This is a genomic window from Paenibacillus dendrobii (genome assembly GCF_009807035.1).
GTDB lineage: Bacteria > Bacillota > Bacilli > Paenibacillales > Paenibacillaceae > Paenibacillus_AQ > Paenibacillus_AQ dendrobii.
Genome location: NZ_WUBI01000004.1, coordinates 282,637 through 306,519 on the forward strand (window position 1 = coordinate 282,637; position 23,883 = coordinate 306,519).

The following is a 23,883-nucleotide window of genomic DNA, read 5'->3' on the forward strand; positions in this document are numbered from 1 at the left end:
CGCCCTTTGCCATTTGGGTGCAGACAGCACGGGATTGCGTAGTCACTTTTCATCAAAAATATGAATATGGGAGCAGTGAACATACATGCAACAGTTAACCAATAGATCCATTGCTTTGAAGTCACGTCCGGTGGGAATGCCGACGGAACAAAATTTTGAATATCGCGAAGCACCAGTGCAGGAGCCAGAAGCAGGACAAGTTGTGGTACGCAGCGTGTATCTGTCCGTGGATCCTTACATGCGCGGCAGAATGAGCGATGCCAAATCCTATGTCGCGCCGTATGAACTGAACGAGGTCATTTCAGGCGGAATCGTGGGAGAAATCGTAGCGTCGAAATCCGATCTGTTTAAAGCCGGCGACAAAGTGATCGGCATGCTGGGTTGGCAGCTCTACAATGTGGTAGACGCGAAGCTTGTCCGGAAAATTGATGAATCCATTGCGCCGTTGTCCGCTTATTTGAGCGTGCTCGGTCTGACCGGGCTTACCGCCTATTTCGGTCTTCTGGATATCGGGCAGCCGAAGGCTGGAGAAACGGTTGTGGTATCCGGTGCAGCTGGCTCCGTAGGCATGTTCGTTGGACAGATTGCGAAAATCCAAGGCGCCCGCGCCGTCGGCATTGCCGGAACGGATGAGAAATGCGCATATCTGATCAACGAGCTGGGCTTTGATGCTGCTATTAACTATAAAACGACTAAAGATTTGGGCAAGGCGCTGGAAGAGGCGTGTCCGAATGGCGTAGATGTGTATTTTGACAATGTAGGCGGCTCGGTTTCGGATGCGGTGATCAATCTACTGAATGATTATGCCCGTATCCCGCTGTGCGGCGCGATATCTTCTTACAATAGTACAGATGGCGACATGGGCCCGCGCATTCAGTCGAAGATCATCAAGACCCGTTCGCTGATGAAAGGCTTCGTCCTGGGAGACTATGCTTCCCGCCAACAAGAGGGCTTGACACAGCTTGGAAAATGGTTGTCCGAAGGCAAACTGAAATACGAAGAAACGATCGTTGACGGCTTTGACCATATCATTGACGCTTTCTTGCAGCTGTTCCAGGGAACGAACCTGGGCAAGATGCTCGTAAAAGTGGATTAAGCGGCAGACTCATTAGAGTTTGACGAGGAAATATGAAACAGGAAGAGGCTCTCTCCGTTTGTGGAGGGAGCCTCTATGCATTATCCCAGGGAGGGGGCGTCCCGCATTCGTTCCCTGTTAGCGGATTCCGGGGGGCTTTTTTTCGGGGAAGCCTTGTGCGGGCATGAAAATAGCGTTATATTGAAGAGCCGGTACCTATCGGTCCTCGGCGATATTTTAAGATAAGGAAGTTTCAGACTATGACTGCAAAATTTAAAGGCAACAAGATGAACATCGTGATGTTTGGATTGCTCCTGCTCGCTGTTATCATCCGGCTGGCGCTGCAGTCGACCTCTGATTACACGACGGCACAAGCCGTGTGGAATATCGTTTTTATGGCGGTGCTCCTGCTCTTGTCTTTGCGTTTCGCTTATGTGTATGCACGTTACATCCGCATCAAGGGAGACAAGGTGAGGGTAGTCAACATCCAAGGCACTAGGACGTTTGATCTGACGGAAGTAGAGAAGGTTATGATTTATGACAATTGGATCCGTTTTACGATGAAGGCGGACCGTGACGTGTTTATTCATATTAAGGATCTGAATGTACGGGGGCGTGTTCCATTTGTGGCCTGGGCAGCGGATCAATTTGAAATTGAAAAGGATTAGGGCGAAAGAAACGCACCCTAATCCTTTTTTTGTTTTGAGGTATCATTTTGGCTAGCTATGCCCGAATGTAGAACAGCAGCTCCCGGCCGTTTTTCACGGGTTCCTGTTCAAGCGTATAACCATGCTTGACGACTTCCTCTGGAACATTGCGGAAGGCGGCAGGGCAATCGGCAATCACCTGCAGCAGTTCTCCCTTTTTCATTTCCTGAAGCGTTTCAAGTGTATAGATCACCGGATAAGGACAAGATTCTCCGCGAAGATCAAGTGTGTAATCAATGGACATGTTTCGTTTCCCCTTTCTTGAACCCGACGCCGAAGCGGTAGTTTTTTTGCCAAATGACAGCAATGAGAAATCCGGCTGCCAGCAGAACAAGGGTTGAAATCAGTGCCCATGCCGGCCCCATGACCTCGATCAGGTTGATAGGTTTTCCCATCTTCACCAGCGCGTTATAGATTCCGAGATGATCCCAACCATAGGCAAGCACGGTAGCGCCGGCGATATTACCGATAAATACCGGCAGGAAAATCACCTGTCCCTCCATCAAGCGGTACATCATGCCGGTTTCGCATCCGCCTGCCATAACGATGCCGACGCCAAACAGGAGGCCGCCGATCAGCGTGCTTGGAGCCGCCATTTTAGTGACAGGGTCCATGCCGTTCACCAGAATGATGATCAGCGTTACGATGGAGCTTACACCCATGCCGAGCGTAATGGCTTTGGTCATGGTGGCGCGTCCGCTGATCCACAAATCGCGGAAAGCGGAGGTGAAACAGATTTGTCCTCTTTCGATGAGGATGCCGAAGGCTGCGCCGAACAAGGCTGCCGTACCCAGCATGTTTTTGCCTGCTGCATAGAAGTAAATAATAAGTAGGGCATAGGCGAGCGCAAGGACGGCTCCGATATACGGCTGAATTTGTTTGCGTTCCTTGACGATCGAAGCCGTGTTGCCCTTTTGCAGGACAGGCTTACCCTTCCACCAGGAGGTGTTGACGATTTTGGCGCCCCCGAAGGTACCGACTGCCGTGGCGACAATGAAAATCCACGAGTGCAGCGAGAACTGCGGCACGCCTGTAAAAAAAGCAGCCAGGTTGCAGCCAAGCGCCATCCGGGCGCCGAAGCCGGCGACAAATCCGCCGATCAATCCTTGAAACAAACGGCGCTTTTGTCGCGGCATCCTGATTTTGAAGTTATTGCTGAACAGCACCATAAGCAGCGCTCCGATGAACATGCCCCAGACAATCCAGCCGTCCGTACGGGTGAAGGTCGTCCCTTCCATATGAATTAACTTGAAGTAAGCCCAATCGGAAATATCAACGCCGAACAGCTCGAGAATATGCCCGCCCAGACGGGTAAACTCACCGGTTACCGCCCATACCGTTTTGGTAATCCCGAAGTATACAGCGCTCAGGATGCCTGCAACAGCCATCACGATATAAGGACTCCAGTACTGATTGAATACTTTTTTTAACACGATTGCGATTCCTGCCCTTCATAAACGCTAAAATGTTGGAATAACGAATATGTATGTTCCAAACCTTATCAATTTTACATCATTTATTGGAGCATGTGCGGGGAATTCTTTTTTAAGCCGATGGGTTCTGAATCTCCGAATTCGGAGAACCAGGATTTGAAATATGAACATCTTGTGAATTTTTGATAGATATATATTAAAAAACGATTTCGATTTTAAAAAATATGGTTTTATAAAATCTATTTTCGTGTATAAACATAGTATAAACTAATAGGTAATAAGTCCCATTATATTACATACTCTGAAGGAGCTTGCAAGCATGAAATTTAAACAAAAACTGTCTCTGAGCTTTGCGGCCGTTCTGATCCTTACCGTGATTGTAGGCACCATTGGCTGGGTGCAGCTCTCGAGCGCCAACAAAAGCTACCGTAGCCTGATAGATGATCGTGTACAAAACATGCTTCTGGCCAAAGACCTTGGGCGAATCGCTGCGCTGGAGGCCGAGAATGTCAGAGGATATTTGCTGACGGGAAATGAGGAGGATTTCAGTGGCTACGAGGAGACGCGCAAGCAGTTTAGCGATACGCAAACAAAAGTGGGCGGCTTAAATCAAACGGGAAAAGGGAAAGAACTGTCTGATCAGCTTGCTGATTTGGAGATTCAGTATTCCGTGATCGTGGATGAGATTGCGGCGTACAAGAAAAAAAATGACGTGGCTACGTATACCCGCCTTGTCGAGGAAAAATGTGCACCCATGGTTAAGAAAATGACCACAGCCGCGGCTGAGCTGGAAAATTACCAGCAGGTGCTGCTGAATGAAGACTTGGAGCGGACCAAGAAGCAGGAAACGCAAACGAAAGTGGTGCTGGGCATGACAGTGCTGCTGTCCTTGCTGGTAGGAAGCGTCATGGCTTACCTGATGATTCGTATGATATCCCGTCCGATTTCGATGGTTGCAAGCGCTGTGGAGCAAATCGCCGGAGGCGATTTGACGGGAAGGGATCTGAATATTCGTCAGAAGGATGAGATTGGCAGCATGGCCCGTTCTTTTGATGATATGAGGCATCATTTGAACCAGCTGATGCGTCAAATTGATCACCACGCGTCTGAGGTAGCTGCAGCATCCGGGGAGCTTGTGCTTGGTTCGGAGCAGACTGTGCTGGCTTCGCAGCAGATTGCCGAATCGATGCAGGAGGTGTCCGCAGCGGCAGAAAACCAGATGGCCCGGATGAAGGAGAACAAAACGGCGATGGGGGAGAGTTCGGCAAGCTTGCAGCGGATCGCGGAATCCGCATCGGTTACGGTTGAATCTGCCGAGACCGTGCAGAAGCAATCTGAACAGGGAAGAGAGCTTCTGGCGGGAACCGTATTGCAGATGAACAAAATCCAGTCTGTGATGGAGGAATCCCGAAAGGCTGTCAACGATTTGGGTCACCGTTCCCAACAGATTGAGAGAATTTCTCTGTTCATTAAGGGGATCGCAGACCAGACGCATTTGCTGTCGCTGAATGCAAGCATCGAAGCTGCGCGTGCAGGGGAGCACGGAAGAGGATTTGCCGTAGTAGCCGGCGAGGTGAAAAAGCTGGCTGAGCAGGTCGGTACCGCTTCGGAGCAAATCGCCGGAGGCCTCCGTGACATGGTGGGGAATGTATCCACATCCGTCGATGCCATGCAGAGGGGATCGGCTGAGCTGGAAGCAGGGATGGAGGCGATGCATCAAACGGGTAAGGCCTTTGAGGATATTTACGCATCCATCCAAACCGTTACCGGACAAGCCCAAGAGGTATCTGCATCCACGGAGGAGCTCTCCGCCTTGACGGAACAGCTGCTGAGCTCGGAAGAACGGATGGTAGAGCTGTCTTCCCGCATTGCGGAGCACTCGCAAAGCGTGGCAGCAGTGACCGAAGAGCAGCTGGCTGCGATGGAGGAGATCTCCGGGTCCACCGGATCTATGAACGGGATGGCGCTCGGATTGCAGGAAGAGATCCGGAAATTCAAATATAAAGACAGTTGAATGTCGAAAAAAACATCTCTACTTTTGTAAATTTGTTAAATTACGGTTTGAAAAAATGGAAACCCAAGCATTTTGTGTTACAATGGCGCTAGGACATGAAATAAGGAGATGAAAAGGCCATGAGCGGCACACTCAACGAGAAGGAGCTTGTGCAGTACATAGCGGCTGAGACGGGCGCTGAACCCGACAGCATCAGGGCTGTCCTGAAGCATGAGAAGACGTTTATTAACACGGCGGAAGCGAATGAACAAGGTGAGGTTGAGATCGACAGCGATGACTTGGTCGATTATGTACTGAGCCGCAAGGATGTTAAGCTGGATGAAATGACCGTCGAAGCTGTACTCGATGCCGAGATGGATTATCTGATGGATATAGGGATTGCCGTAGACGAAGATTAGTCGAAGGCTGCACACCCGCTAGAATAGCTCATTGCCCCGTTGAAGGGACCAATGGGCTTTTCTTGTTGGCTTCGGGGGACAGAGCGTGACCGTGAGAGGTGACAGATGACAAAAAAAGGCAGCCTATTCAGGCTGCCCTTATGAACTGAAACGTCTACATGCGCTGTCCGCCATCAATATTGACGCAGGCACCGTTGACGTAGCTGGCTTCATCGGAAGCCAGGAATGCGATCACGTTGGCAATTTCATCTGGCTGCGCCAATCGGTCCATCGGATAGGAAGGATAGTACTGGCGATCGGTCTGCGGCATGTCTTTGGCTGCCTCTTTGACAAGGTTGGTATACACGGTGCCCGGACAAACGGCGTTAATGCGGACGCCCATAGGTCCGTATTCCACGGCTGCCGTTTTGGTAAGGCCGACGACACCATGCTTGCTTGCCGCGTAGATGCTGTTGAGCGGAGTGCTGAACAAACCGCCGATCGAAGCCGTGTTTACGATAGCGCCCTTTTTCTGCTCAACCATAATTGGAAGCGCATACTTCATGCCGAGGAAAACGCTTTTAAGGTTAATGCCGATAATGCGGTCAAAATCAGCAAGCGTTTTCTCGGCGAGCAGGGTTGCTTTCTCCACGACGCCGGCGTTGTTCACCAGTACATCGATACGTCCGTAGGTTTCCATCGTTTTTTGAATATAGTTTTGCACGTCCTCTTCAGACGACACATCGGTTTTGACGAAAATGCCTTCGCCTCCAGCACTTTTGATTTTCTCAAGGCTTTCGAGGCCGGCAGCTTCGTTGAAATCGACCAGCACGACTTTAAAACCCTGCGAGGATAACTTTTGAACTGCGGCGAATCCAATACCTCCGGCTGCTCCGGTTACGATGGCTACTTTGTCTGACATACTGCTTCATCCTTCCCATTTTTGAATATATGAGCCTCGAAATCTGCATCCTATGTTGCTGGCATGTCTCGATTAGTCGGCAGACTATCCTAACATATTCTAAAGCTAACGGCACATGTAAGATGTTAAGGATCATTGAAACTTAAGGGAAAGTACTGATAATTTTGAAGCTTGAAACCGGAATATGGGTACATTTAATATAAGCTTGGACGAAAGAGTCTGGAGGGATGAGGCGGCAATGAAGGAGAAGGATTACAGAGAACTGTATATTTCCGGGATTCTCGATTTGGCGGAGGAGCATGGGCTGGACTATCCGAGGAAAACCCTGGAGCAAATGGCGGAGAAGGATCTGATCGAGCTGCGGGATGCGCTGCGGATGAAACATGGAAATATAAACTTCAAACGCTTTTGCTAGATGATCGGGCCGGTATTGCGATGTACTCTTATAACATGGACGAAACAACATGAATAACGCTGAATTCGGAGGAATGCGCATCGGGTGATGCTTCGGGATTCGGCTTTTTTTAGATACAAAAAAACTAAGCTTCGAGGAGCCGGGTTCTTTATATCGCAAGAAAAACATTCTCTGAAATGCGGTTTGTCTACCTTGAAAGTACGGGGATATGCGATTATTTTATTATGAAAGAAAAAATCTCCTAATTTATATTTAATAATGGAGAAAATCTTTAATATTTGCTATAATCGTTTCCATGAAGCATCGGAAAATCATTCCCGTACCGAAAAGGTAGAGGATAAACAGGAGATGAATGCATGGGAGATCTATATTTTGAAAAGATACGAGGCGGGTTGATCGTTTCTTGCCAGGCTCTTGAGGATGAGCCGCTGCATGGAGGGGACACGATGGCCAAAATGGCTCTTGCAGCTGACCAGGGCGGCGCTATCGGTATCCGGGCGAACAGCGTACACGACATCACGTCAATCAAGCGAACGACCCGATTGCCGATTATCGGTATCATCAAACGGGACTATGATGACAGCGGTGTATATATTACGCCCACTCTTCGCGAAGTCCGTGAGCTGATGGATGCCGGGGTGGATGTCATCGCGCTGGATGCGACCCGCAGCCCAAGACCTCATGGGGAAACGCTGGAAGAGCTTGTGGCTTACATGAAGGAACGCGGGCAAAGGGTGATGGCCGATATATCGACGATGGAGGAAGCCTTGTACGCAGAGTCCATCGGAGTCGATTGCATTTCGACGACGCTTTCCGGGTATACCCCTTATTCACCGCAGCAAAAGGAGCCTGACTTCAAGCTGCTGCAGGAGGCGGTTCGCAGCATCCGGATCCCTGTCATTGGGGAAGGAAGGATCAATACACCGGAGCAGGCTGCGCATTGCCTGAAGCTTGGAGCGCACGCGGTCGTTGTCGGATCGGCTATTACAAGGCCCAAACTGATTACGGAGAGGTTTGCTGTGGCTGTCCGCGAAGCGTCGGACGGGGAAGCCCGTTAAGAAGGCCGGGGACAATGAAAGGATGGGAGCAGGCATGAAGGTCATAGGTATCGATATTGGCGGCACCTCTATTAAAGGGATGGTTCTGGATGATTCGGGCCGGGTTATGGATCAGGGTAAAATTGCAACCGAGGCCACGCAGGGGAAGGAACGCATTCTTGAAAATATGACAAATCTGTTGGATAACCTCATGGCACAGCATGGGGATATCCAGGGCATTGGGATCGGCACGGCCGGCAGGGTCAACGTGCGGACAGGCGAAATTGTATATGCGACTGACAACCTGCCTGGCTGGCAGGGCTCTAATGTGAAGCAATTTGTGGAAGAGGCGTATAAGCTGCCTGTATTTGTTGATAACGATGCCAATACCGCGCTGGTCGGCGAAGCCTGGCTCGGAGCGGGCAGAGACGTGAAGGATCTGTCCATGCTGACGCTTGGAACGGGTGTTGGCGGAGCGAATATGATCGGCGGCGAGCTGTATAGAGGGGCTCATTGGAACGGTGGAGAATGGGGGCACACCATTTTGGTTCCTGGCGGTAGGCTCTGCAACTGCGGTTTACGCGGCTGTATCGAGCAATATCTGTCGGGTACGGCCTTAGTCAAGCTTGCCAGTGAAGCTACAGGAAGTACGTATACTTCCGGTGTCGAAGTGCTGGATGATCATCTGAAAGGGAATCTGCTGGTCACTGAGGTGTTGAAGCAGTTCACTGCGCATTTGGCTATTGTCGTGAATAACATTCATGTCGGCTTGAATCCGCAGGCTATTTTGCTCGGTGGAGGCCTTATCGACTCCAGGGCTATATGGTGGCCGTACTTGTTGGAATGCATGCAAAACATGCAAATGGATGCGGATATTCGTCCGGCCGAGCTTGGCAATGAAGCAGGTGCAATCGGCGCGGCTAAGCTAATTCTGGAGCATTTGAGCACAATCAAAAAATAAATGTAGATGACTTCGTTTTCGGGCAGCATTGGATGTAAACCGATGAGTCGAAAATGATGTCAAATGACGATAATAGGGCGGCTGAGAGCTGCTCTTTTTTTTGATTATTAGTTAGTATAATAAATGTTTGTATACATATAATATTTACAAAAATGAAATGAACCTATACAATTAAACAATAACCAGCAGCCAACGAAGGAGGCAGCAGCTTCAGGTATGGAGGACAAAGAGCATCTTTACGGGCATTTGATTTCAAAGACCAGCCGGACATTACTGCGTTACTTAACGATGCATTTTAAGGAAGACGACATTACACCCGAGCAGTGGACTGTACTGAAACGTTTGGGGGAGCAGGACGGGATTACACAAAAGGAGCTGTCCCTCATCGCGGATAAGGATCAGGCGACACTGACTAAAATATTGGATATTCTGGAACGCAAGCAGCTGGTCCGCAGAGACAAAAACAAGGATGATCGGCGCTCGTTTCTTATTTTTATTACGGATGAAGGCAGACAACTGAGGGAAAGGCTGTTTACGCATGTGAATCAGCTTTTTGCGGATGAGATTGTAGCCGGAATTCCGGAAAAGGACTTGAGTATATTTTTGGCGACGCTAATGAAAATTCAGCATAATGCTGAGTCGGCAAAAGAAACGGATCACAGCTGAATCCTGTACAGCATAAACACGATGACAAAAGAGATTACCAACTGGAGAGAAACCTAATGATAACTGAATCGCATCAAAATGATTATGTTCGGCGCAGAACGGCGCAGCGGGGGCCGGCTGCAGTGAAGGTGCGCGACGCCTTCCGGGTTCGGCCTTTGCCGCTGCAGTGGTTCCGGGGCATCGGCTCTGCCGTCAGTGCAGGGATTCCGGTTCTGATCGGGGCTTTGACCGGACATATGGATTATGGATTATGCGCCTCCATCGGGGGCTTTACCTTTTTGTACGTATCGAATGAAACCTATAGACAGCGGGCGATTAAGCTGCTGCTGGTGGCCTTGGGGATGGCTGTATCTTTCGGACTCGGCTCTTTGACGGGAACGATTCCTTGGCTGATGGTACTGCTGTTCGGGCTGATCGGTGCGGCTGCCGTATTCTGCTTCGGAGCCTTCCAGGTCACCGGGCCATCGGCCATGTTTTTTATTTTGACCTTTGCTGTCGGTACGAGTCTGCCTTATGATTTGTCATTCGTTCCACTGCGGACCGGATTTGTTTTTGCGGGCGGGTTGCTGGCTTGGGTTGTCGGCATGGCCGGATGGCTGCTGAATCCGCATCGGCCGGAAACGAAAGCTGTTGCAGGGGCCTATGCTTCATTAGCCCAATTCATTGACTCAATGGGCACGGAGCATCAATATGACGCGCAGTATAAGGCAGCGGTCGCCCTGCAAAATGCCGGTAAAACGGTAGCCGGCGGCGAATTGCGCTGGAGGCATGCCTATGCGCCAACCCAGCGCCTCATGCAGCTGTCCCAAAAGGCCAACGAGATGTATCTGACCCTGGTAGAGATTGCACTGGGTCAGCGAGCTTCAGGCGATGTGGAGGCAGCGGCTTCGATCCGGTCGATTGCAGCCGGAATTCAAGGAGCAGGGCATGTTGAGGCTTCTCGAAAGGTTAGGTCGTATACCCGTACCGAGGATAAACTGAACGAGCGGCTGAACTTCCAGATGGAGGAAGCTCGGTCTCTATTGAGCGAATCAGGCGAGGCTGTTGTTCAAGCCCCATTGGCTGAACCGGAGAACCGCCTGCGGCTGATTCTATCCGGTGCGTTTAACCGCCAATCCACGCTGCTGAGCACCGCCGGCCGCTACGGCATTATGATTGCCATTGCGGCAGCCGTTGCTTATGGATTCGGCTTTCACCGCTCCTATTGGGTGCCTTTGTCCTGTGCAGCCGTCATGCTGGGCACGACGGCCATCGGCACGATGCACCGCGCGCTTCAGCGTACGGCAGGAACGATCCTTGGCCTGCTGGCCGGGGGTGCACTGCTGTCTCTGAAGCCGGAGGGAGTCTATGTGGCTCTGGCCATGGCAGTGCTGCAGTTCATCGTCGAGCTGATCTATTTGCGGAATTACGCACTGGCCGTTATCTTTATCACTCCCAGTACGCTGCTAATCGCAGAGAGCAATCATCCTGAAACGGCCATGACCTACTTTATGTCGGCCCGCATCGTCGATATCCTGGTAGGCAGCGCCATCGGCTTGGCTGGAATACTGCTGTTATGGCGGCGTGCCTCCTCCAGCCGGCTGCCGGGAGCAATGGCAGCCGTCATCCGCAAAGAAGGAGCCCTGCTGGAGCAGCTTCTCGCCGGAGGCCCAAATGCCGAAGAAGTGGTTCATCCTGCAGAACTGGAAACGGCCATGCTTCGAGTCAGACTGCTCTACGATGCCTCTCTGGCCGAATCGGTGCGAAAGCGTGAGCGAATCAGCCTGTGGTGGCCGGCAGTGGCAGAAATTCAACATTTCGGTTATGTGCTCATTGCGGCAGCGGAGAGGGGACTAGAGCATCGTGAACCGCCCGAGACCCTGCGCGGCCTCGAGCAAGCTTTTCATGATATGGCCCATGCCGTCCAGCATTCGGAATCGCCGGCTCCGATCCATGTGCCGGAGCTGCCCTCTTTTTCGGCGCTGCGTTATGAACTGATGGAGCTTCACGCTGCATTGCAGATCGGGGAGAACACCGCTTCGCTGAAATCGGGGACATAAGATGCTATGAAATAAGCCTGTGCCTGGCTCCAATGCACTCTTGCATGAGGAACCTGGCACAGGCTTGTTTTCTTATATAGCTGCCGTCCTACCTTTTTACGACCGGAATCCATACCTCGCAGCGGTAGTCATCACTCATGGTGTCGCCGGGAGGATAAACTTCCAGTTCCGGTCCTGGGGCATGCTCATATCCGCTGGCTGGAAACCAATCTTGGTAGACGTATTGCCAGACCTGTTGGATAGCAGCCGGCAGGGGGCCGATAGATGTGAAGACAGCCCAGGATGCAGCAGGAATGGAGCGGGTTTCGAATCCCGCTGCTTGCTGCCGGTTCGCATCCGTCTTGACTCCGATCAGATATTGAAAACCGCCCTGGCCATCAAATTCCATACAAATGCCGAGCAGATCTCCTCCCTCTCCCATCACCTCCAGCTTCATCGTAGATCCGTCCCGGTGACACTCCTGCCAGAAGGCTGGAATATCCACTAAATTGCTGCCGTCCTTTGAGGATACACCACGCATTTTACCCGTGACCGTAAATGACTCTTTATCAACAACCTGAAACTCCATACCTATCCCCTCTTTCTCGCTTTGATTTCAAAAAAAACTTTGAGCTGTCACACATGTGAATAACTTTCGAGCCCGCGGCAGAGCTTTCCTGCCGGTAATATTCGTTATTTGGCTGTTTTTGACGGATCATGACAAACGTTGTTCTAATTTGTACGACTAATGTCAAACCGAGTCTCCTTCGGTTGCTTCCTTCGAGAGGAGAGCATCGAAAAACTGGCGGGCCGGTGGGGGGAGCGGTTCTTTTCGCGTATAGACTGAAATGGGATTATTGAGCTTCACCTGCTGTACGTGAACCCTGGAGAGCTGTTTCTGGGTGATGAAGAAATCCGTTTCCAGCGAGGAGAGAAAAGCGGCACCGTATCCTTCCATGACAACGCGCAGCGTTTCATGAAGACCGTTCATCTGCAGTCCGATCGAAGGAGCGGGAAGGTTATGGACATGGCAGAGTGAAAGAAGCTGTTCACGGGAGAAACTGCCTTCTTCACGAATAATGAAAGGCTCCCGCAGCATTTCGGCAAGCGGAATATCGGCTCCTGCCAGGCGATGCCCCGGATGTACGACGAAGCACATCTCGTCTTCTACCCAGGAGGTCCGGTTCAGCAGTGGGTGTTCCTTGGCAATGCCGCCGACAACCGCAATATCTGCCTTGAAATGAACCAGCAGATCGAGCGCTTGACTGGAATTGGTCGTCGTCAGTTCCAGTTCGACAGAAGGATATCGCTTCTTATATGCAGCGATAGGCTTGGGAAGCAAATAGTTGGCTGGCAGATAAGTTGCGGCGAAATGTAGTTTGCCCGCATCCCCTCTTTTCAGCCGCTTGAGTCTATCCTCGATGCTTTGCTCCAGCTCAAACAGCCTTTGAGCCTCATCAGCCAGCATGCGTCCTGCCTCGGTCAAGGCCACTCCCCGCCCTTGCGGGATCCAGAGCTGAACACCTAGCTCGCGTTCCAGCCTTTTAATCTGCGCCGTGACCGCCGGCTGGCTGACTCTTAGCAGTTCGGAAGCCAGCGTTACGCTGCCGACATCCGCCACCTTGGCAAAAAAACGAAGCGCATGCAGGTTCAATGGGGACCCCTCATTTCCTTATTCATAACTAAATATGATAGATAACCAAATATAATATATTAGATTTATAAAATGTTCCTGCTTATTCTAATTCTAACCGGGGCAAATGACAACGAGCAAAACGAATCGCTCCGAGCCAAGGATGAGAGGAAGAAGATCAATGAAGCTGGTGTGCGTGGACTGCAGTGCCGAGCTTTCATGGCGGGAATCCCATACGGCGTGTTCCTGCGGTGGAAGACTGGAGGTAATTCAGGATCTTAAGATGCTGGACGGAGAAAGGCTGAAGACGGTATTCCAAGAGAGGTTGGCGGAGCGAATGTCGGTTTATGCCAGCGGCGTATGGCGTTATAAAGAGCTGATCTTACCTGGGGTGCCCGAAGAACATATTGTGACTAAATATGAAGGCAACACCGGACTCTATACCTCGGAGCCGATTCGCAGCCAGCTTGGAATCAGAGCCTTGTATTTCAAGGCCCAGAGCGAGAACCCGAGTGGTTCCTTCAAGGACAACGGGATGACGGCAGCTGTTTCTCATGGACGTTTTCTGGGCTACAAGCACTTTGCCTGCACATCGACGGGCAATACGTCATCATCGCTTGCCATGTATGCCGCTTGGGGAGGCTGCTCTTCGCAGGTATTCGTACCAAGCCGCAGCGTATCGGTGAATAAGGTGCTCCAGACGCTTGCTTACGGCGCAAAAGTGATCCGTTTTGACGGAACCTATGACGATGGCATCCGGTTTCTCGAACAGCATGGAGAAGAGCTTGGACTTTATGTATGCAATTCGGTGAACCCTTTTCGGATTGAAGGACAGAAGAGCATTATATATGAAATTGCACAGTATTTGAATTGGGAACTGCCGGACTGGATTGTCATACCCGGAGGGGCACTAAGTAACGTATCCGCACTTGGGAAGGGACTCGAGGATCTGAAAAACCTCGGCATGATCACGAAGCTTCCGCGGATTGCCCTGATTCAGGCAGAAGGAGCCAGCCCCTTTCACCGCATGATGGCGGATGGCCAGGATGAACTGATTCCACAGCCTAATCCGGCCACCAAAGCCTCGGCACTTAATATCGGAAACCCGCCAAGCTGGAAAATAGCTCGCCGTGTTTTGCGGCAATGCCAAGGAATCACCTGCAGCGTTAATGATGAGGAGATCATGGTATCCAAAAAAATGATCGACCAAAGTGGTATTGGCTGTGAGCCAGCGTCGGCTGCAACTTTGGCGGGATTAAGGAAGCTAATGGACGATCGTATTATCGATAAGGACGAGCGCGCACTGTGCATTCTGACGGGGAATTTGCTGAAGGATACGGATATTTTGGCCGAAACGACGGATGACATGGTGTATTCCGATTTGACGATCGAGAGCCTGCGTGACTTATAGAGCAAATCATAATAAATAGTTGTTGTGATTCCTGAAAGCAATCAACTATAATCGAATAAATTCATGCAGGATTCAAATGAGTCCTGAGCTGGGAGGTTTTTTATTGTGTTAAAAACGCAGACGAAGCAGTGCTTAGTGAGAACGTTGTCCAATCAAATGACAGGCAGTGTGATGCGTCCGTAATCGAAGTAGTGGCATGAATTTTGAATGAATGAGATTGTTCACGGACTTTTAGCGTGACGCGCCGCCTGCCGAGAAGGGCGGAACTATTTTGCGTATTCAACATGCGTCACAAGTGTATATTATCATGAGTTTTATCATGGCTTTGGCCAACAGCATCATGTTCACCACCAGCGGGATTTATCACGTGACATCGCTCCACCTGAATCCATTTGAGCTGGTGTTGATGGGAACGGTGCTTGAACTGACAGTATTGGTCTTCGAAGGCATTACCGGCGTGGTAGCCGATACGTACAGCCGGAGGATTTCGGTCATTATCGGCATGTTTATTCTCGGTTTTGGATTCGCAGTGGAGGGGAGCGCGCTTTGGCTTTCCGAGGCGGGTTCGTTGATTTCCGTATTCGCTTGGGTTGTGGTCTCGCAAATCCTGTTCGGGATCGGCTGGACTTTCGTCAGCGGGGCGAATACCGCATGGGTCGTCGACGAGATCGGCGAGGAGCAGGCAGGTGGAATTCTGATGCGGTCGCAGCGGATGTCGCTCATCGCTTCGCTCTTGGGTATTGGCTGCAGCGTGGGATTTTCGATGATCGCCCCTAATCTGCCATACCTGACAGGAGGAGTATTATATGCACTGCTGGGCATGCTGCTCTTGGTCATCATGAAAGAAACCAAGTTTGTGCCTCAGGAGCATGCTCCGCAGACTTCGCATTTCAAGCGAATGACCGGCACGTGGTTGAGTGGGGCTAAGGTGGTCCGCAGACATCCACTGCTAGGAGTCATCATTGCCGTTACCGTGTTCACAGGTGCTGCGTCGGAAGGTTATGACCGACTATGGCAGCCTTTTCTTATCAGCGGCATGGGCCTTCCCGATCTGCCTGTATCCTTGGCAGCATGGTTCGGCATCGTTGCGGCAGCAGCGACGCTGCTCGGGCTTGGAGGCGTTCGGCTGGCCGAGAAATGGATCGATATGAGTAACCAGAGGAAGGTATCCATAGCGATGTTCGCGCTTACGGGAATGCGCATTGCAGCAGTCCTTTCGCTGGCTGTGGCACCGAATTTTGCCTGGGCTATCGCGTCCGTGCTGATGGCTTCGGCATCAGTGTCGATCAGCGAGCCGATCTATGGAACATGGTTGAATATGAACCTCGAAAGTAAAACAAGGGCGACGGTACTGTCCATGGTCAGCCAATCGGACGCGTTGGGGCAGACCGCGGGCGGCCCGGTGGTCGGGTGGATCGGCAGCCGTTATTCCATACGGGCATCCCTTCTGTCCGCAGGTGTACTCATGCTTCCTGTGTTGGCCGTTTTTGCAAGGATCATACGAAGACGCACTTAGTTTCACGATAAGGGCATGATAAATACCGATGATTGATATGAAGTGAAAGGAGCCGTTCTGAGCAGAACGGCTCCTTTTTCGTTGAGTCCCCTTTTGTAGGGTTACTGTAGCGTAGGTTCAATCTCCTCTTAAAGGGAATTGGCAAAAATGGAAGGGGATTAGGGATGATTTGATGGCCGAAAAGGTAAAGTAATAAATACTTGATGGATTTATCCTACTAAACAGGAAATGAGCTGATGTTCGTCTGTGTTATGGTCAAACAAGATAGGGCAGCGCGTATGGATGGTTATGATCATCGCATGTATAGCGACAGCCAGTATGCCGGTCTCTGGAGCGGAAGGCTACGGACGTTATGATGTCGTTGTGATCGGAAGCGAACTGCAGGGAATATTGCTGGCAAGAGAAGCCCGCCATCTGGGTTTGCGCGTGCTGATACTCGATCCCCGTAGCAAACCGGGAGGAGAATTGATTCAAGGAGAGATGCTTTTTCTCGACGAACCGTTGAATAAAGAACGGAAAAGCATCGTCCAAGGCGAAATGAAGAATCTTTTTGAACAATATAATCAAGGCACCATCCGTGATAGGAATGAGTTCAGGAAGTACTATAACAAGCTGATTCAAGGCATGTCTCTGAAAAGCGGCATTACCATCAGGCATGTAGAGGAGACGGTTGCAGCAGGCGGAAACCGCATCCTGAAGTCATTGACCTATACGGATCGTGATCAGAAAACATATAAGGTGGAGGCCGATTACTGGATAGAAAACACCGATTTCAATGCGTTGACCGGCAGGCTTAGGCACAAGAAACGCATTCCCGGCATGGAAACGGTGGAGAACAGCAATAAACCGGATTACATGGGCGCGACTTATATGCTGAAGTTTAAGAACGTTAATTGGAAAAGACTCCACCAGGATATTATGGGCAGTGATTCATTATCCAATGTCGAAAGATGGTATGGTCCTCATACCTATGTGGATTGGAATTTCGGGGTGGGATTCAGCAACGTCATGGCCAAATATGAGCCTGCAGGAAGGCTCATGCGGCTGCGGGGCCTGAATATGGTCAACCAGGGAAACGGAAGGGTTATCGTTAATGGCCTGATCCTATACAATGTAGACCCATCACGCGGCAAATCCGTCAGAGAGGCGCTGCGGAAGGGGAGAGCCGAGGCACCCCGAATTCTGGAGTACTTACGCGCTCGACTGCCGGGGTTTGAAAATGCGGAGCTGAATGGTTATCCCCGTTATCTCTATATCCGCGATTTCAATCGTTATGAGACCGAATACGTGCTGACTTACGAGGATGTCATGAACGGTAAAATATTCTGGGACAACGTCAGCATCGGCGCTTATCCGGTCGATTTGCAGGGTACGGTACACATTCCGCACGGAATTCATCTCGGAGTGCCTGAACCTTACGGTATACCTCTTCGTTCCTTCCTGCTGAAAAACTATGACAATGTGATCGTGGCGGGAAAAAATATCGGGGCCGATATCAGAGCTTACGGTTCAGCGAGAATCATGGCGAACAATGCTTTGGCTGCGCAAACGATCGGTATTATTCTGGGGCTGGAGTCGAAGAAAAAACAACTGAAGGAGTTAACGCCAGAGGATTTTGAACGAATCCATCTCCTTTTGAAAACAGAGTACAAGATTGACGTGGAGCTTCCCTGATGGAGATTGGTGAAGGAGCCGGCTTTGCCTTCGAATGTACCCCGGCCCCTACTGCTGAAATAAAAAAGTTGTGCACGATACCTAACTTTAGTTCGTTTTTTTAAAGTTTGATTCTTGCTAATCTAAAAGGAAGCGAACGCTCAAGGAAAGCTCATCACCCTCGAATAGCCTCTTTTTGTACCCCGCTACTGAACCCGCGGTTTCTCTGCGACATGTTGAGGGTTGAGTCCGGCAACCGCCGGGGTTAACCCTTCTTCTATCATGAGCGATTGCGACTCGCCGAGATCGGCACTTTATAATTCCCAATGTTAAGTCCGGGGGATGACGGCAGGCTGCATATAAATATGCTTCTCAAGGAGCGCCTTCCACCACGGGGCCCCATTCACATGCCTGCTGCCGTCCACCGTGAAAATATCGAGCTGATCCGTCGAGGACAGGCGCAGCTTCGTTTGGTATTCGCTTTTCAGAACGGACAAGCTTTCATTCCCGTAATGAAAAATGGACAGCCGCTTGCCCGACTCCGCCAGAGAACGGAAAAGTCCGTTGATATGGCCGTCATCGCCGTTGAAGCCGTAGCCGATAATCGCAATGATGTCCGACCGGGCGAATTGGTCATACAGCTCAACGTAACGACGTGACATCGTAATCGAGGTCAGCGGCTTAATTCCGCTCTGGGTGAAGATCAGCGGGACGAGCATCCGCGGATATGCTGTCAGTTCTGCTTCCGTAGGCTGCTCCAGAATCAGGTTGCAGTAGGGATCATAGTATTCTTCCACGCAGCCGTTCAGATAGTAGACGGGGATGGACGGGAGCTGCTGATGCACGAGATCCCGGGCGAAGCCGTTGTAATTGGTCGTGCCGACGGAAGTAATCTCAGCAAGTCCGGATAGCCCGGACAGATCATGGTAATATCCCGGTCCTGTGGCCAGCCTCTCCATAAGCAGGTCATCCGATTTGCTAATATACCGTCTTACGGTGCGCAGGAAGATAGCGATTCTCGTAAAGCGGGCCCAATGTGCCTTGGGATTGTACAGATAGCGGAAGTGGCTGTCGACCAGCGCCTGGTAGTCGAGGGTACGTGAATAGATATCCTCCAGAACCGTATGGCACAGCGCTGTCATAATCTCTGTCGGCGAATCGTCCTCAGTCACGGGCTCTAAGGTTTCCCCGAGTACAATGTCCATGCCTGTCTGCCCGACACTGTGGTAATTGAGGCTAAAAATGCCGGAGAGGTCATCGAATACGGACAGTTTATCGGGTGCGGATTCGAATACCTCCTCATTCAGCTTGGCGACCAGCCGCTGACCGCAGGAGCCGACCAGAAGCTCAAGGATAGCGCGGACGCAATGCTGCAGCCGGGTCTGATCGGGATGAAGCTCCAGCAGTTTCAGCCAGGCGGAGAAGAAGGCGGAATTAAATAGCCCCACGCTCTCCGCTAGGCGGCTGTTGAGCTTGACGGCTTGTCCGTAGAGAATCTGTCCCAGCTCGTGGCCGGTTTCGCTTCGGAAGAGATCACGGATATGCTCCTCGCTGACATCCCAAGAACGGAGCAGGCGGAGTACGTGCTGATCAAGCTGTTCGAGATAAGATAAAATGTCGTCTTTACGGTATTCCAGACTGGAGGCGATAATGCCCTCATAGTCGCTTTTGCCGAAGACATGAATGCGTTTCTTCAAGTAATCATCCGGGAGCCATTTGGTAGCGTAAGCGGACGTATTGTCCAGCGACTTCAGCTGTTCTTTGAAATCGCCTTTATCTTGATCTACAGGAATACGGAACAGGTCAAGCGCGAATCGGCCTCCAGAAGGAAGTCCGTAGCCTACCTCGGCTCCGGCGCCAAAAAACAAGGATACTGCTGGTTTATCCATAAATATGGCCCCCATTCCTGATTGCTAAATCCTTACATTCATTGTAGCATAAAGCGCTTTCCCGAACCTGCGAAAAACGAACCAATAAAGCTTGTTTTGATAGAAAAAAGATCCGGGAATCGGGCAGATGCCAAACTCGATTTGCCAATGGAATGCCCAGGATTTATAATCAGGTTATAAAATAATAGTAAACAGGTGTTTATTTATGCAGATCCTAAAAGAAGACGTCCGCCAAAGCATTCTGCGGGCTGCCCTGAACGAGTTTAAATCCCATGACTACGCCGGCGCTTCCATGCGCCGTATTTCAGCGGCGGCAGGGATTACGACCGGGAATATCTATCGCTACTTCAAGAACAAGGAAGAACTGTTCGAAGCGCTGGTCGGGCCGATTTACGAAAAGATCATCCACTACATCCTCGATCTGAAAAAAGAATTGGGACGCAGCTATGCGGGTGAAGACAACGGGCTGAAGTATTTGAATATGGTTGAGGAAACGATCGTCGGGTTGTTTTTGGAATACAGCGCGGAGCTGACCATTTTGATGAACCGCAGCAGCGGCTCGAAATACGGCCAGGTGAAGGAGCGCATGGTCAGCCTGATCGTAACCATTTTGGAGGATGCCTTTACGGCCGGTCCCCAGAACGCGGCGGAGCTGACGGTGGCCGATCGCCAAAGTGCCAGAATGCTCGCCGGAACCATCGTGGAGGGCGTGTGCCTGATCCTGCGGGAGCACGAGGACGGGGAGACCGTGAAAAGGCTCGTGAACGAGTTCGTCTTCCTGTATCATCTGGGCATGCAGTACAGGTGCACCCATTAAATGGGGCGCCTTCCGCCCTTTTTAGGATGAATAAATTCAGCGCTGCCTCATTATTTATGATTAGAAGCGGAAGCTTTCTTTTTTTGGCTGAATAATGAACGCCTGTTTACTAACCGAATTGGAATTAGAGGAGGAAAATCAAAAGCATGCGGCAAATCATCAAATGGCGCTGGGCGATCCTGGCGCTGTGGCTTGTGGCAACCGTGCTGTTGACTGTATTTCAGCCGGACGTGAACGCCATTTTGCATGAGCGGGGCCAGGACCCGCTGACAGAGGACAGTCCGTCGAAGGTAGCCGGTAAGTTGCTGAACAAGATGACCGGCACCAGCGGAACGAGCGACATCATCGTCTTTCACAAGGAAGGTAAGCTGACGGATGAGGACATGAACAATATCGGGTCCGGGATCGAGAACATGGTCCGGCAAAAATCGGAGCTTGGCTTCAGCCAGCTGATCGACCCGTTCACGACGCCTGCCGCCAAATCCTCTCTTGTATCCGAGGATAACACTACGCTGATGGTCAGCTTTAATCTCGATAAAATGGGCCGCAACGTGGATGACATCGACAAGCAGTTCAAAGCGGCGCTGGGGGACGTCAAGGTTCCTTATTATTTGAGCGGCGAGGACTTTATCCAGAACGATTATCTCAAGGCATCGGTAACCGGCGTGGAGAAGAGCGCCGCACTCACCGTCATCTTTATTCTGGTCGTTCTGGTCGTGATGTTCCGCTCCGTTATCATTCCGTTTGTTTCCTTGCTGGCGGTGGGCATTTCCTATCTATGCTCCATGGGGATCGCCGCACAGATTATCGACAAGCTGAATTTTCCGGTGACGAGCGTCACGCAAATGCTGCTGGTGCTGATTCTGTTCGGCATCGGTACGGATTACAACATTTTGCTGTTCAACCGGTTTAAAGAGGAATTGTCCCACGGGCGCTCGGTAGACGAAGCGATCATCATTTCCTACAAGACCGCGGGCAAAACGATCATATACAGTATCGCAACGGTGTTCATCGCGTTTGCCGGACTCAGCTTCTCAAGCTTCGGCATTTATAAATCGGCGAATGTCGTAGCGATCGGCACGGTGGTGCTCGTGCTGCAAATGCTGACGCTGACGCCATTCTTCCTGAAGGTGCTCGGACCGAAGCTGTTCTGGCCATCGAAAAAAGTGGCGGGCCACAAGGAAAGCACATTCTGGGCGAAATTGACGGGAATCTCCGTCAAGCATCCGATTATCGTCACGGTGATTATCGTGGTTCTGATGATCCCGGCGCTGCTGACAAGTGGACAAAAGCTGTCCTTCGACCAGCTGAAGGAGCTTGGCGACGACTATCCGTCCACCAAGGGCTTCAGCATCGTGGCGGAGCATTTTAGCCGCGGGCAAGCGTTGCCGACCACCGTCGTCATTGAGGATGACAAGGCTATGGACAACAATGAGACCTTGGGTGTCATCGACAAGCTGACGGAGAAGCTGAAGGCAGTCGATGGCGTCAAGTCGGTTGCAAGCGTGACGCAGCCGCAGTCCGAGCCGATCGATCAGTTCTACATCAGTAATCAGACCGAAACGGTCACGGAAGGCATCTCGGCTTCCCAAAAAGGTGTGGACCAGATCAAGAGCGGTCTGGACCAGATTGGCGACAAGCTGAGCACGCCGGATACGTCCAGCGCGAATCAGCTCGTTACCGGTACCGGACAGGTGAAGGACGGATACGACCAGATTACCAAGGCGCTCGGCCAGGTAGCCTCCGGCATTAATCAGGGTGCTGACGGAGCCGGCGAGCTGAGCAAAGGCATCGCGGGCCTTGCGAGCGGGATGGATACCGTGAGTGCCAACACCGGCAAAATCAGCGATGGCCTGTCGCAAATCTCCAAAGGGTATACTTCTTTGGCCGCGGGCTATAAACAGATCAGCGGGCAAATTCCGCAAATTCAGCAGGGCCTCGTCGGCATGAACGGCTTGATCGCCGGTCTTGGAGCCAACCATAGCGAGCTGGCAAGCGATCCGGATTACGTGAAGCTGAAGGCGACCGGAGAAGGACTTGCGGGGAGCATGGCACAGCTGAGCGGGGGGCTGCAGGAGCTGGACGCGAACTATGCGAAGCTGAATGCTTCCCTGAGCGAGACTTCCGGCGGTCTTGGACAGATCGCGGCAGCGCAAAAGAAGATGTCTGCCGGACTGTCGGCCCTGCAAAAAGGAGCGGCTGATCTGCAGAAGGGCCTGCAGCAGGGCGGAAGCGGCAGCCGTGAAATCGAGGCGAACATGAAGAAGCTGAATGCGGCGCTCGGTGAGGTGCAAAGCGGACAGAAGCAGCTGATCGGCGGCTTGTCCAGCTTGACAGGCGGCATGTCGCAGCTGAAGGAAGGCATCGACAAGAGCGGCAGCGGTCTCGGCGATATCTCCGAAGGGCTGGGCAAAACCGGAGATTTCCTCACGCAGCTGAACGGTTCGAAAACCTTCTTCATTCCACGCGAGGCTTTGGATAGCGGGGATTTCAAGCAGTCTGAGGACAATTTCATGTCCAAGGACCGGAAGATTACGAAACTGCTCGTGATCCTAAAGGATGATCCGTATTCGCCGGCAGCGCTGAAGACCATTGAAAAGGTTAACGACACGGTATCCAGCAGCCTGAAGGGAACCGTGCTGGACAATGCCGAGTACGGCGCGGCAGGACCAAGCTCAACGACCTATGACATGAACAAGGAGCAGTTGAAATCGTTCAACAGTACCGCCATCATCGTCATTGTGAGCGTGTTCGTCGTTCTGCTGTTCGTCATCCGTTCGTTCTGGCCGGCGGTCTTTATCGTGTTGTCGCTCGTTGCTTCCTATTATGTAGCGATGAGCGCATCGAATCTGGTCACGACCTACATCATTGGAGCAGACGGCGTATCCTCCTTCGTGCCATTCTTCTCGTTCATCATCATTGTAGCGGTAGGCGTCGACTACAGTATCTTCCTGATGGAGCGTTACCGCGAGAATGGGGACATGGCACCGGGCGACGCGATCGTGAAAGCGGCGAAGAGCGTGGGCGGAGTCATCATTTCCGCGATGGTCATTTTGGGCGGCACCTTCGCTACCCTGATCCCTTCCGGGCTGGTGCTGCTGATCGAGCTGGCTTCGGCCGTCATCGTAGGCTTGATCGTGCTCTGCTTTATTCTGCTGCCGATGCTGGTTCCGGCACTGATCGTGCTGCCGGAGAAATTGCAGCAGCGGCGCACGGAACGCCTGCACGTCGCACATGTAAGCGGCAAGGATCACGACAAGTAAGTTTGGAACAAGCAAAAAGGACCGGAAGAGCTGCAGGCTCTTTCCGGTCCTTTTGTATATGAAGGTTCAATTCCAA

At 51.5% G+C, this 23,883-nt stretch carries 20 protein-coding genes; 14 read left to right on the forward strand and 6 right to left on the reverse strand.

What is annotated here, in order from left to right; genetic code table 11:
- The first annotated feature begins 85 nt into the window (after positions 1-85).
- Together GRF59_RS22610 and GRF59_RS22615 are read left to right on the forward strand one after the other, a co-directional pair.
- The gene (locus GRF59_RS22610; protein WP_160499979.1) at positions 86-1,096 is read left to right on the forward strand and encodes an NADP-dependent oxidoreductase; all 1,011 of its coding nucleotides are present in this window, start codon (positions 86-88) and stop codon (positions 1,094-1,096) included.
- A gap of 239 nt (positions 1,097-1,335) precedes the next feature.
- On the forward strand, positions 1,336-1,743 hold the full coding sequence (locus GRF59_RS22615) for a hypothetical protein (protein ID WP_160499980.1): 408 nt from the start codon (positions 1,336-1,338) through the stop codon (positions 1,741-1,743).
- 55 nt (positions 1,744-1,798) lie between these two features.
- Here GRF59_RS22615 and yedF read toward each other — a convergent pair whose 3' ends face one another.
- Both yedF and yedE read right to left on the reverse strand, forming a co-directional pair.
- Positions 1,799-2,026, reverse strand: coding sequence for a sulfurtransferase-like selenium metabolism protein YedF (gene yedF / locus GRF59_RS22620; RefSeq protein WP_160499981.1), 228 nt, complete (start codon positions 2,024-2,026; stop codon positions 1,799-1,801).
- Entirely contained in the window at positions 2,016-3,170 is a 1,155-nt protein-coding gene (yedE, locus tag GRF59_RS22625) for a selenium metabolism membrane protein YedE/FdhT (protein ID WP_202128842.1), read from the reverse strand. The genes yedF and yedE overlap by 11 nt, the downstream gene beginning before the upstream one ends.
- 364 nt (positions 3,171-3,534) lie before the next feature.
- On the opposite strand from yedE, the gene GRF59_RS22630 reads away from it, so the two are divergent.
- Together GRF59_RS22630 and GRF59_RS22635 are read left to right on the forward strand one after the other, a co-directional pair.
- A complete protein-coding gene (locus GRF59_RS22630) occupies positions 3,535-5,229 on the forward strand; it encodes a methyl-accepting chemotaxis protein (RefSeq protein WP_160499982.1) in 1,695 nt (564 codons plus the stop codon).
- 119 nt (positions 5,230-5,348) lie between these two features.
- Positions 5,349-5,627, forward strand: a complete 279-nt coding sequence (locus GRF59_RS22635; RefSeq protein WP_160499983.1) for a hypothetical protein — start codon at positions 5,349-5,351, stop codon at positions 5,625-5,627.
- A 154-nt stretch (positions 5,628-5,781) separates the two neighbouring features.
- Here the strand turns inward: GRF59_RS22635 and GRF59_RS22640 are convergent, their stop codons facing one another.
- On the reverse strand, positions 5,782-6,528 hold the full coding sequence (locus GRF59_RS22640) for an SDR family NAD(P)-dependent oxidoreductase (RefSeq protein WP_160499984.1): 747 nt from the start codon (positions 6,526-6,528) through the stop codon (positions 5,782-5,784).
- 184 nt (positions 6,529-6,712) lie between these two features.
- On the opposite strand from GRF59_RS22640, the gene GRF59_RS22645 reads away from it, so the two are divergent.
- From GRF59_RS22645 to GRF59_RS22665, 5 genes are all read left to right on the forward strand, one after another.
- Positions 6,713-6,943, forward strand: a complete 231-nt coding sequence (locus GRF59_RS22645; protein ID WP_237391984.1) for a hypothetical protein — start codon at positions 6,713-6,715, stop codon at positions 6,941-6,943.
- A gap of 356 nt (positions 6,944-7,299) precedes the next feature.
- Positions 7,300-8,001 carry an N-acetylmannosamine-6-phosphate 2-epimerase gene (locus GRF59_RS22650; protein ID WP_160499986.1) on the forward strand — a complete coding sequence of 234 codons (702 nt, stop codon included), beginning with the start codon at positions 7,300-7,302 and terminating at the stop codon, positions 7,999-8,001.
- 34 nt (positions 8,002-8,035) lie between these two features.
- Positions 8,036-8,941 carry an ROK family protein gene (locus GRF59_RS22655; protein ID WP_237391985.1) on the forward strand — a complete coding sequence of 302 codons (906 nt, stop codon included), beginning with the start codon at positions 8,036-8,038 and terminating at the stop codon, positions 8,939-8,941.
- A gap of 216 nt (positions 8,942-9,157) precedes the next feature.
- On the forward strand, positions 9,158-9,607 hold the full coding sequence (locus GRF59_RS22660; protein WP_160499988.1) for a MarR family winged helix-turn-helix transcriptional regulator: 450 nt from the start codon (positions 9,158-9,160) through the stop codon (positions 9,605-9,607).
- 56 nt (positions 9,608-9,663) lie between these two features.
- Positions 9,664-11,646 carry an FUSC family protein gene (locus GRF59_RS22665; protein WP_160499989.1) on the forward strand — a complete coding sequence of 661 codons (1,983 nt, stop codon included), beginning with the start codon at positions 9,664-9,666 and terminating at the stop codon, positions 11,644-11,646.
- Positions 11,647-11,734: 88 nt separating this feature from the next.
- Here the strand turns inward: GRF59_RS22665 and GRF59_RS22670 are convergent, their stop codons facing one another.
- Positions 11,735-12,214, reverse strand: coding sequence for a GyrI-like domain-containing protein (locus GRF59_RS22670; protein WP_160499990.1), 480 nt, complete (start codon positions 12,212-12,214; stop codon positions 11,735-11,737).
- Positions 12,215-12,376: 162 nt separating this feature from the next.
- A complete protein-coding gene (locus tag GRF59_RS22675) occupies positions 12,377-13,279 on the reverse strand; it encodes a LysR family transcriptional regulator (RefSeq protein ID WP_160499991.1) in 903 nt (300 codons plus the stop codon).
- A gap of 160 nt (positions 13,280-13,439) precedes the next feature.
- Between GRF59_RS22675 and thrC the strand changes: the two genes are divergently transcribed.
- From thrC to GRF59_RS22690, 3 genes are all read left to right on the forward strand, one after another.
- Positions 13,440-14,669, forward strand: a complete 1,230-nt coding sequence (gene thrC, locus GRF59_RS22680; protein WP_160500283.1) for a threonine synthase — start codon at positions 13,440-13,442, stop codon at positions 14,667-14,669.
- A gap of 307 nt (positions 14,670-14,976) precedes the next feature.
- Positions 14,977-16,185: an MFS transporter gene (locus GRF59_RS22685; RefSeq protein WP_160499992.1), complete on the forward strand. Its 1,209-nt coding sequence runs from the start codon at positions 14,977-14,979 to the stop codon at positions 16,183-16,185.
- Positions 16,186-16,431: 246 nt separating this feature from the next.
- On the forward strand, positions 16,432-17,859 hold the full coding sequence (locus tag GRF59_RS22690) for an FAD-dependent oxidoreductase (protein ID WP_341480124.1): 1,428 nt from the start codon (positions 16,432-16,434) through the stop codon (positions 17,857-17,859).
- A 308-nt stretch (positions 17,860-18,167) separates the two neighbouring features.
- Here the strand turns inward: GRF59_RS22690 and GRF59_RS22695 are convergent, their stop codons facing one another.
- On the reverse strand, positions 18,168-19,727 hold the full coding sequence (locus tag GRF59_RS22695) for a hypothetical protein (protein ID WP_160499994.1): 1,560 nt from the start codon (positions 19,725-19,727) through the stop codon (positions 18,168-18,170).
- Between the two features lie 205 nt (positions 19,728-19,932).
- Here GRF59_RS22695 and GRF59_RS22700 point away from each other — a divergent pair, with 205 nt between their 5' ends.
- Positions 19,933-20,544 (forward strand): TetR/AcrR family transcriptional regulator, encoded by a 612-nt coding sequence (locus GRF59_RS22700; RefSeq protein ID WP_160499995.1) that lies wholly within the window; start codon positions 19,933-19,935, stop codon positions 20,542-20,544.
- Between the two features lie 146 nt (positions 20,545-20,690).
- Complete coding sequence (locus GRF59_RS22705; RefSeq protein WP_160499996.1) at positions 20,691-23,807, forward strand: MMPL family transporter; 3,117 nt, start codon at positions 20,691-20,693, stop codon at positions 23,805-23,807.
- Positions 23,808-23,883 lie beyond the last annotated feature (76 nt).

What these genes read in the sequence shown, in the direction of transcription:
- GRF59_RS22610 (WP_160499979.1), top strand. Translation starts at nt 86, where the DNA reads ATGCAACAGTTAACCAATAGATCCATTGCTTTGAAGTCACGTCCGGTG.
- GRF59_RS22615 (WP_160499980.1), top strand. Translation starts at nt 1,336, where the DNA reads ATGACTGCAAAATTTAAAGGCAACAAGATGAACATCGTGATGTTTGGA.
- yedF (WP_160499981.1), bottom strand. Translation starts at nt 2,026, where the DNA reads ATGTCCATTGATTACACACTTGATCTTCGCGGAGAATCTTGTCCTTAT.
- yedE (WP_202128842.1), bottom strand. Translation starts at nt 3,170, where the DNA reads ATGGCTGTTGCAGGCATCCTGAGCGCTGTATACTTCGGGATTACCAAA.
- GRF59_RS22630 (WP_160499982.1), top strand. Translation starts at nt 3,535, where the DNA reads ATGAAATTTAAACAAAAACTGTCTCTGAGCTTTGCGGCCGTTCTGATC.
- GRF59_RS22635 (WP_160499983.1), top strand. Translation starts at nt 5,349, where the DNA reads ATGAGCGGCACACTCAACGAGAAGGAGCTTGTGCAGTACATAGCGGCT.
- GRF59_RS22640 (WP_160499984.1), bottom strand. Translation starts at nt 6,528, where the DNA reads ATGTCAGACAAAGTAGCCATCGTAACCGGAGCAGCCGGAGGTATTGGA.
- GRF59_RS22645 (WP_237391984.1), top strand. Translation starts at nt 6,713, where the DNA reads ATGGGTACATTTAATATAAGCTTGGACGAAAGAGTCTGGAGGGATGAG.
- GRF59_RS22650 (WP_160499986.1), top strand. Translation starts at nt 7,300, where the DNA reads ATGGGAGATCTATATTTTGAAAAGATACGAGGCGGGTTGATCGTTTCT.
- GRF59_RS22655 (WP_237391985.1), top strand. Translation starts at nt 8,036, where the DNA reads ATGAAGGTCATAGGTATCGATATTGGCGGCACCTCTATTAAAGGGATG.
- GRF59_RS22660 (WP_160499988.1), top strand. Translation starts at nt 9,158, where the DNA reads ATGGAGGACAAAGAGCATCTTTACGGGCATTTGATTTCAAAGACCAGC.
- GRF59_RS22665 (WP_160499989.1), top strand. Translation starts at nt 9,664, where the DNA reads ATGATAACTGAATCGCATCAAAATGATTATGTTCGGCGCAGAACGGCG.
- GRF59_RS22670 (WP_160499990.1), bottom strand. Translation starts at nt 12,214, where the DNA reads ATGGAGTTTCAGGTTGTTGATAAAGAGTCATTTACGGTCACGGGTAAA.
- thrC (WP_160500283.1), top strand. Translation starts at nt 13,440, where the DNA reads ATGAAGCTGGTGTGCGTGGACTGCAGTGCCGAGCTTTCATGGCGGGAA.
- GRF59_RS22685 (WP_160499992.1), top strand. Translation starts at nt 14,977, where the DNA reads ATGAGTTTTATCATGGCTTTGGCCAACAGCATCATGTTCACCACCAGC.
- GRF59_RS22695 (WP_160499994.1), bottom strand. Translation starts at nt 19,727, where the DNA reads ATGGATAAACCAGCAGTATCCTTGTTTTTTGGCGCCGGAGCCGAGGTA.
- GRF59_RS22700 (WP_160499995.1), top strand. Translation starts at nt 19,933, where the DNA reads ATGCAGATCCTAAAAGAAGACGTCCGCCAAAGCATTCTGCGGGCTGCC.
- GRF59_RS22705 (WP_160499996.1), top strand. Translation starts at nt 20,691, where the DNA reads ATGCGGCAAATCATCAAATGGCGCTGGGCGATCCTGGCGCTGTGGCTT.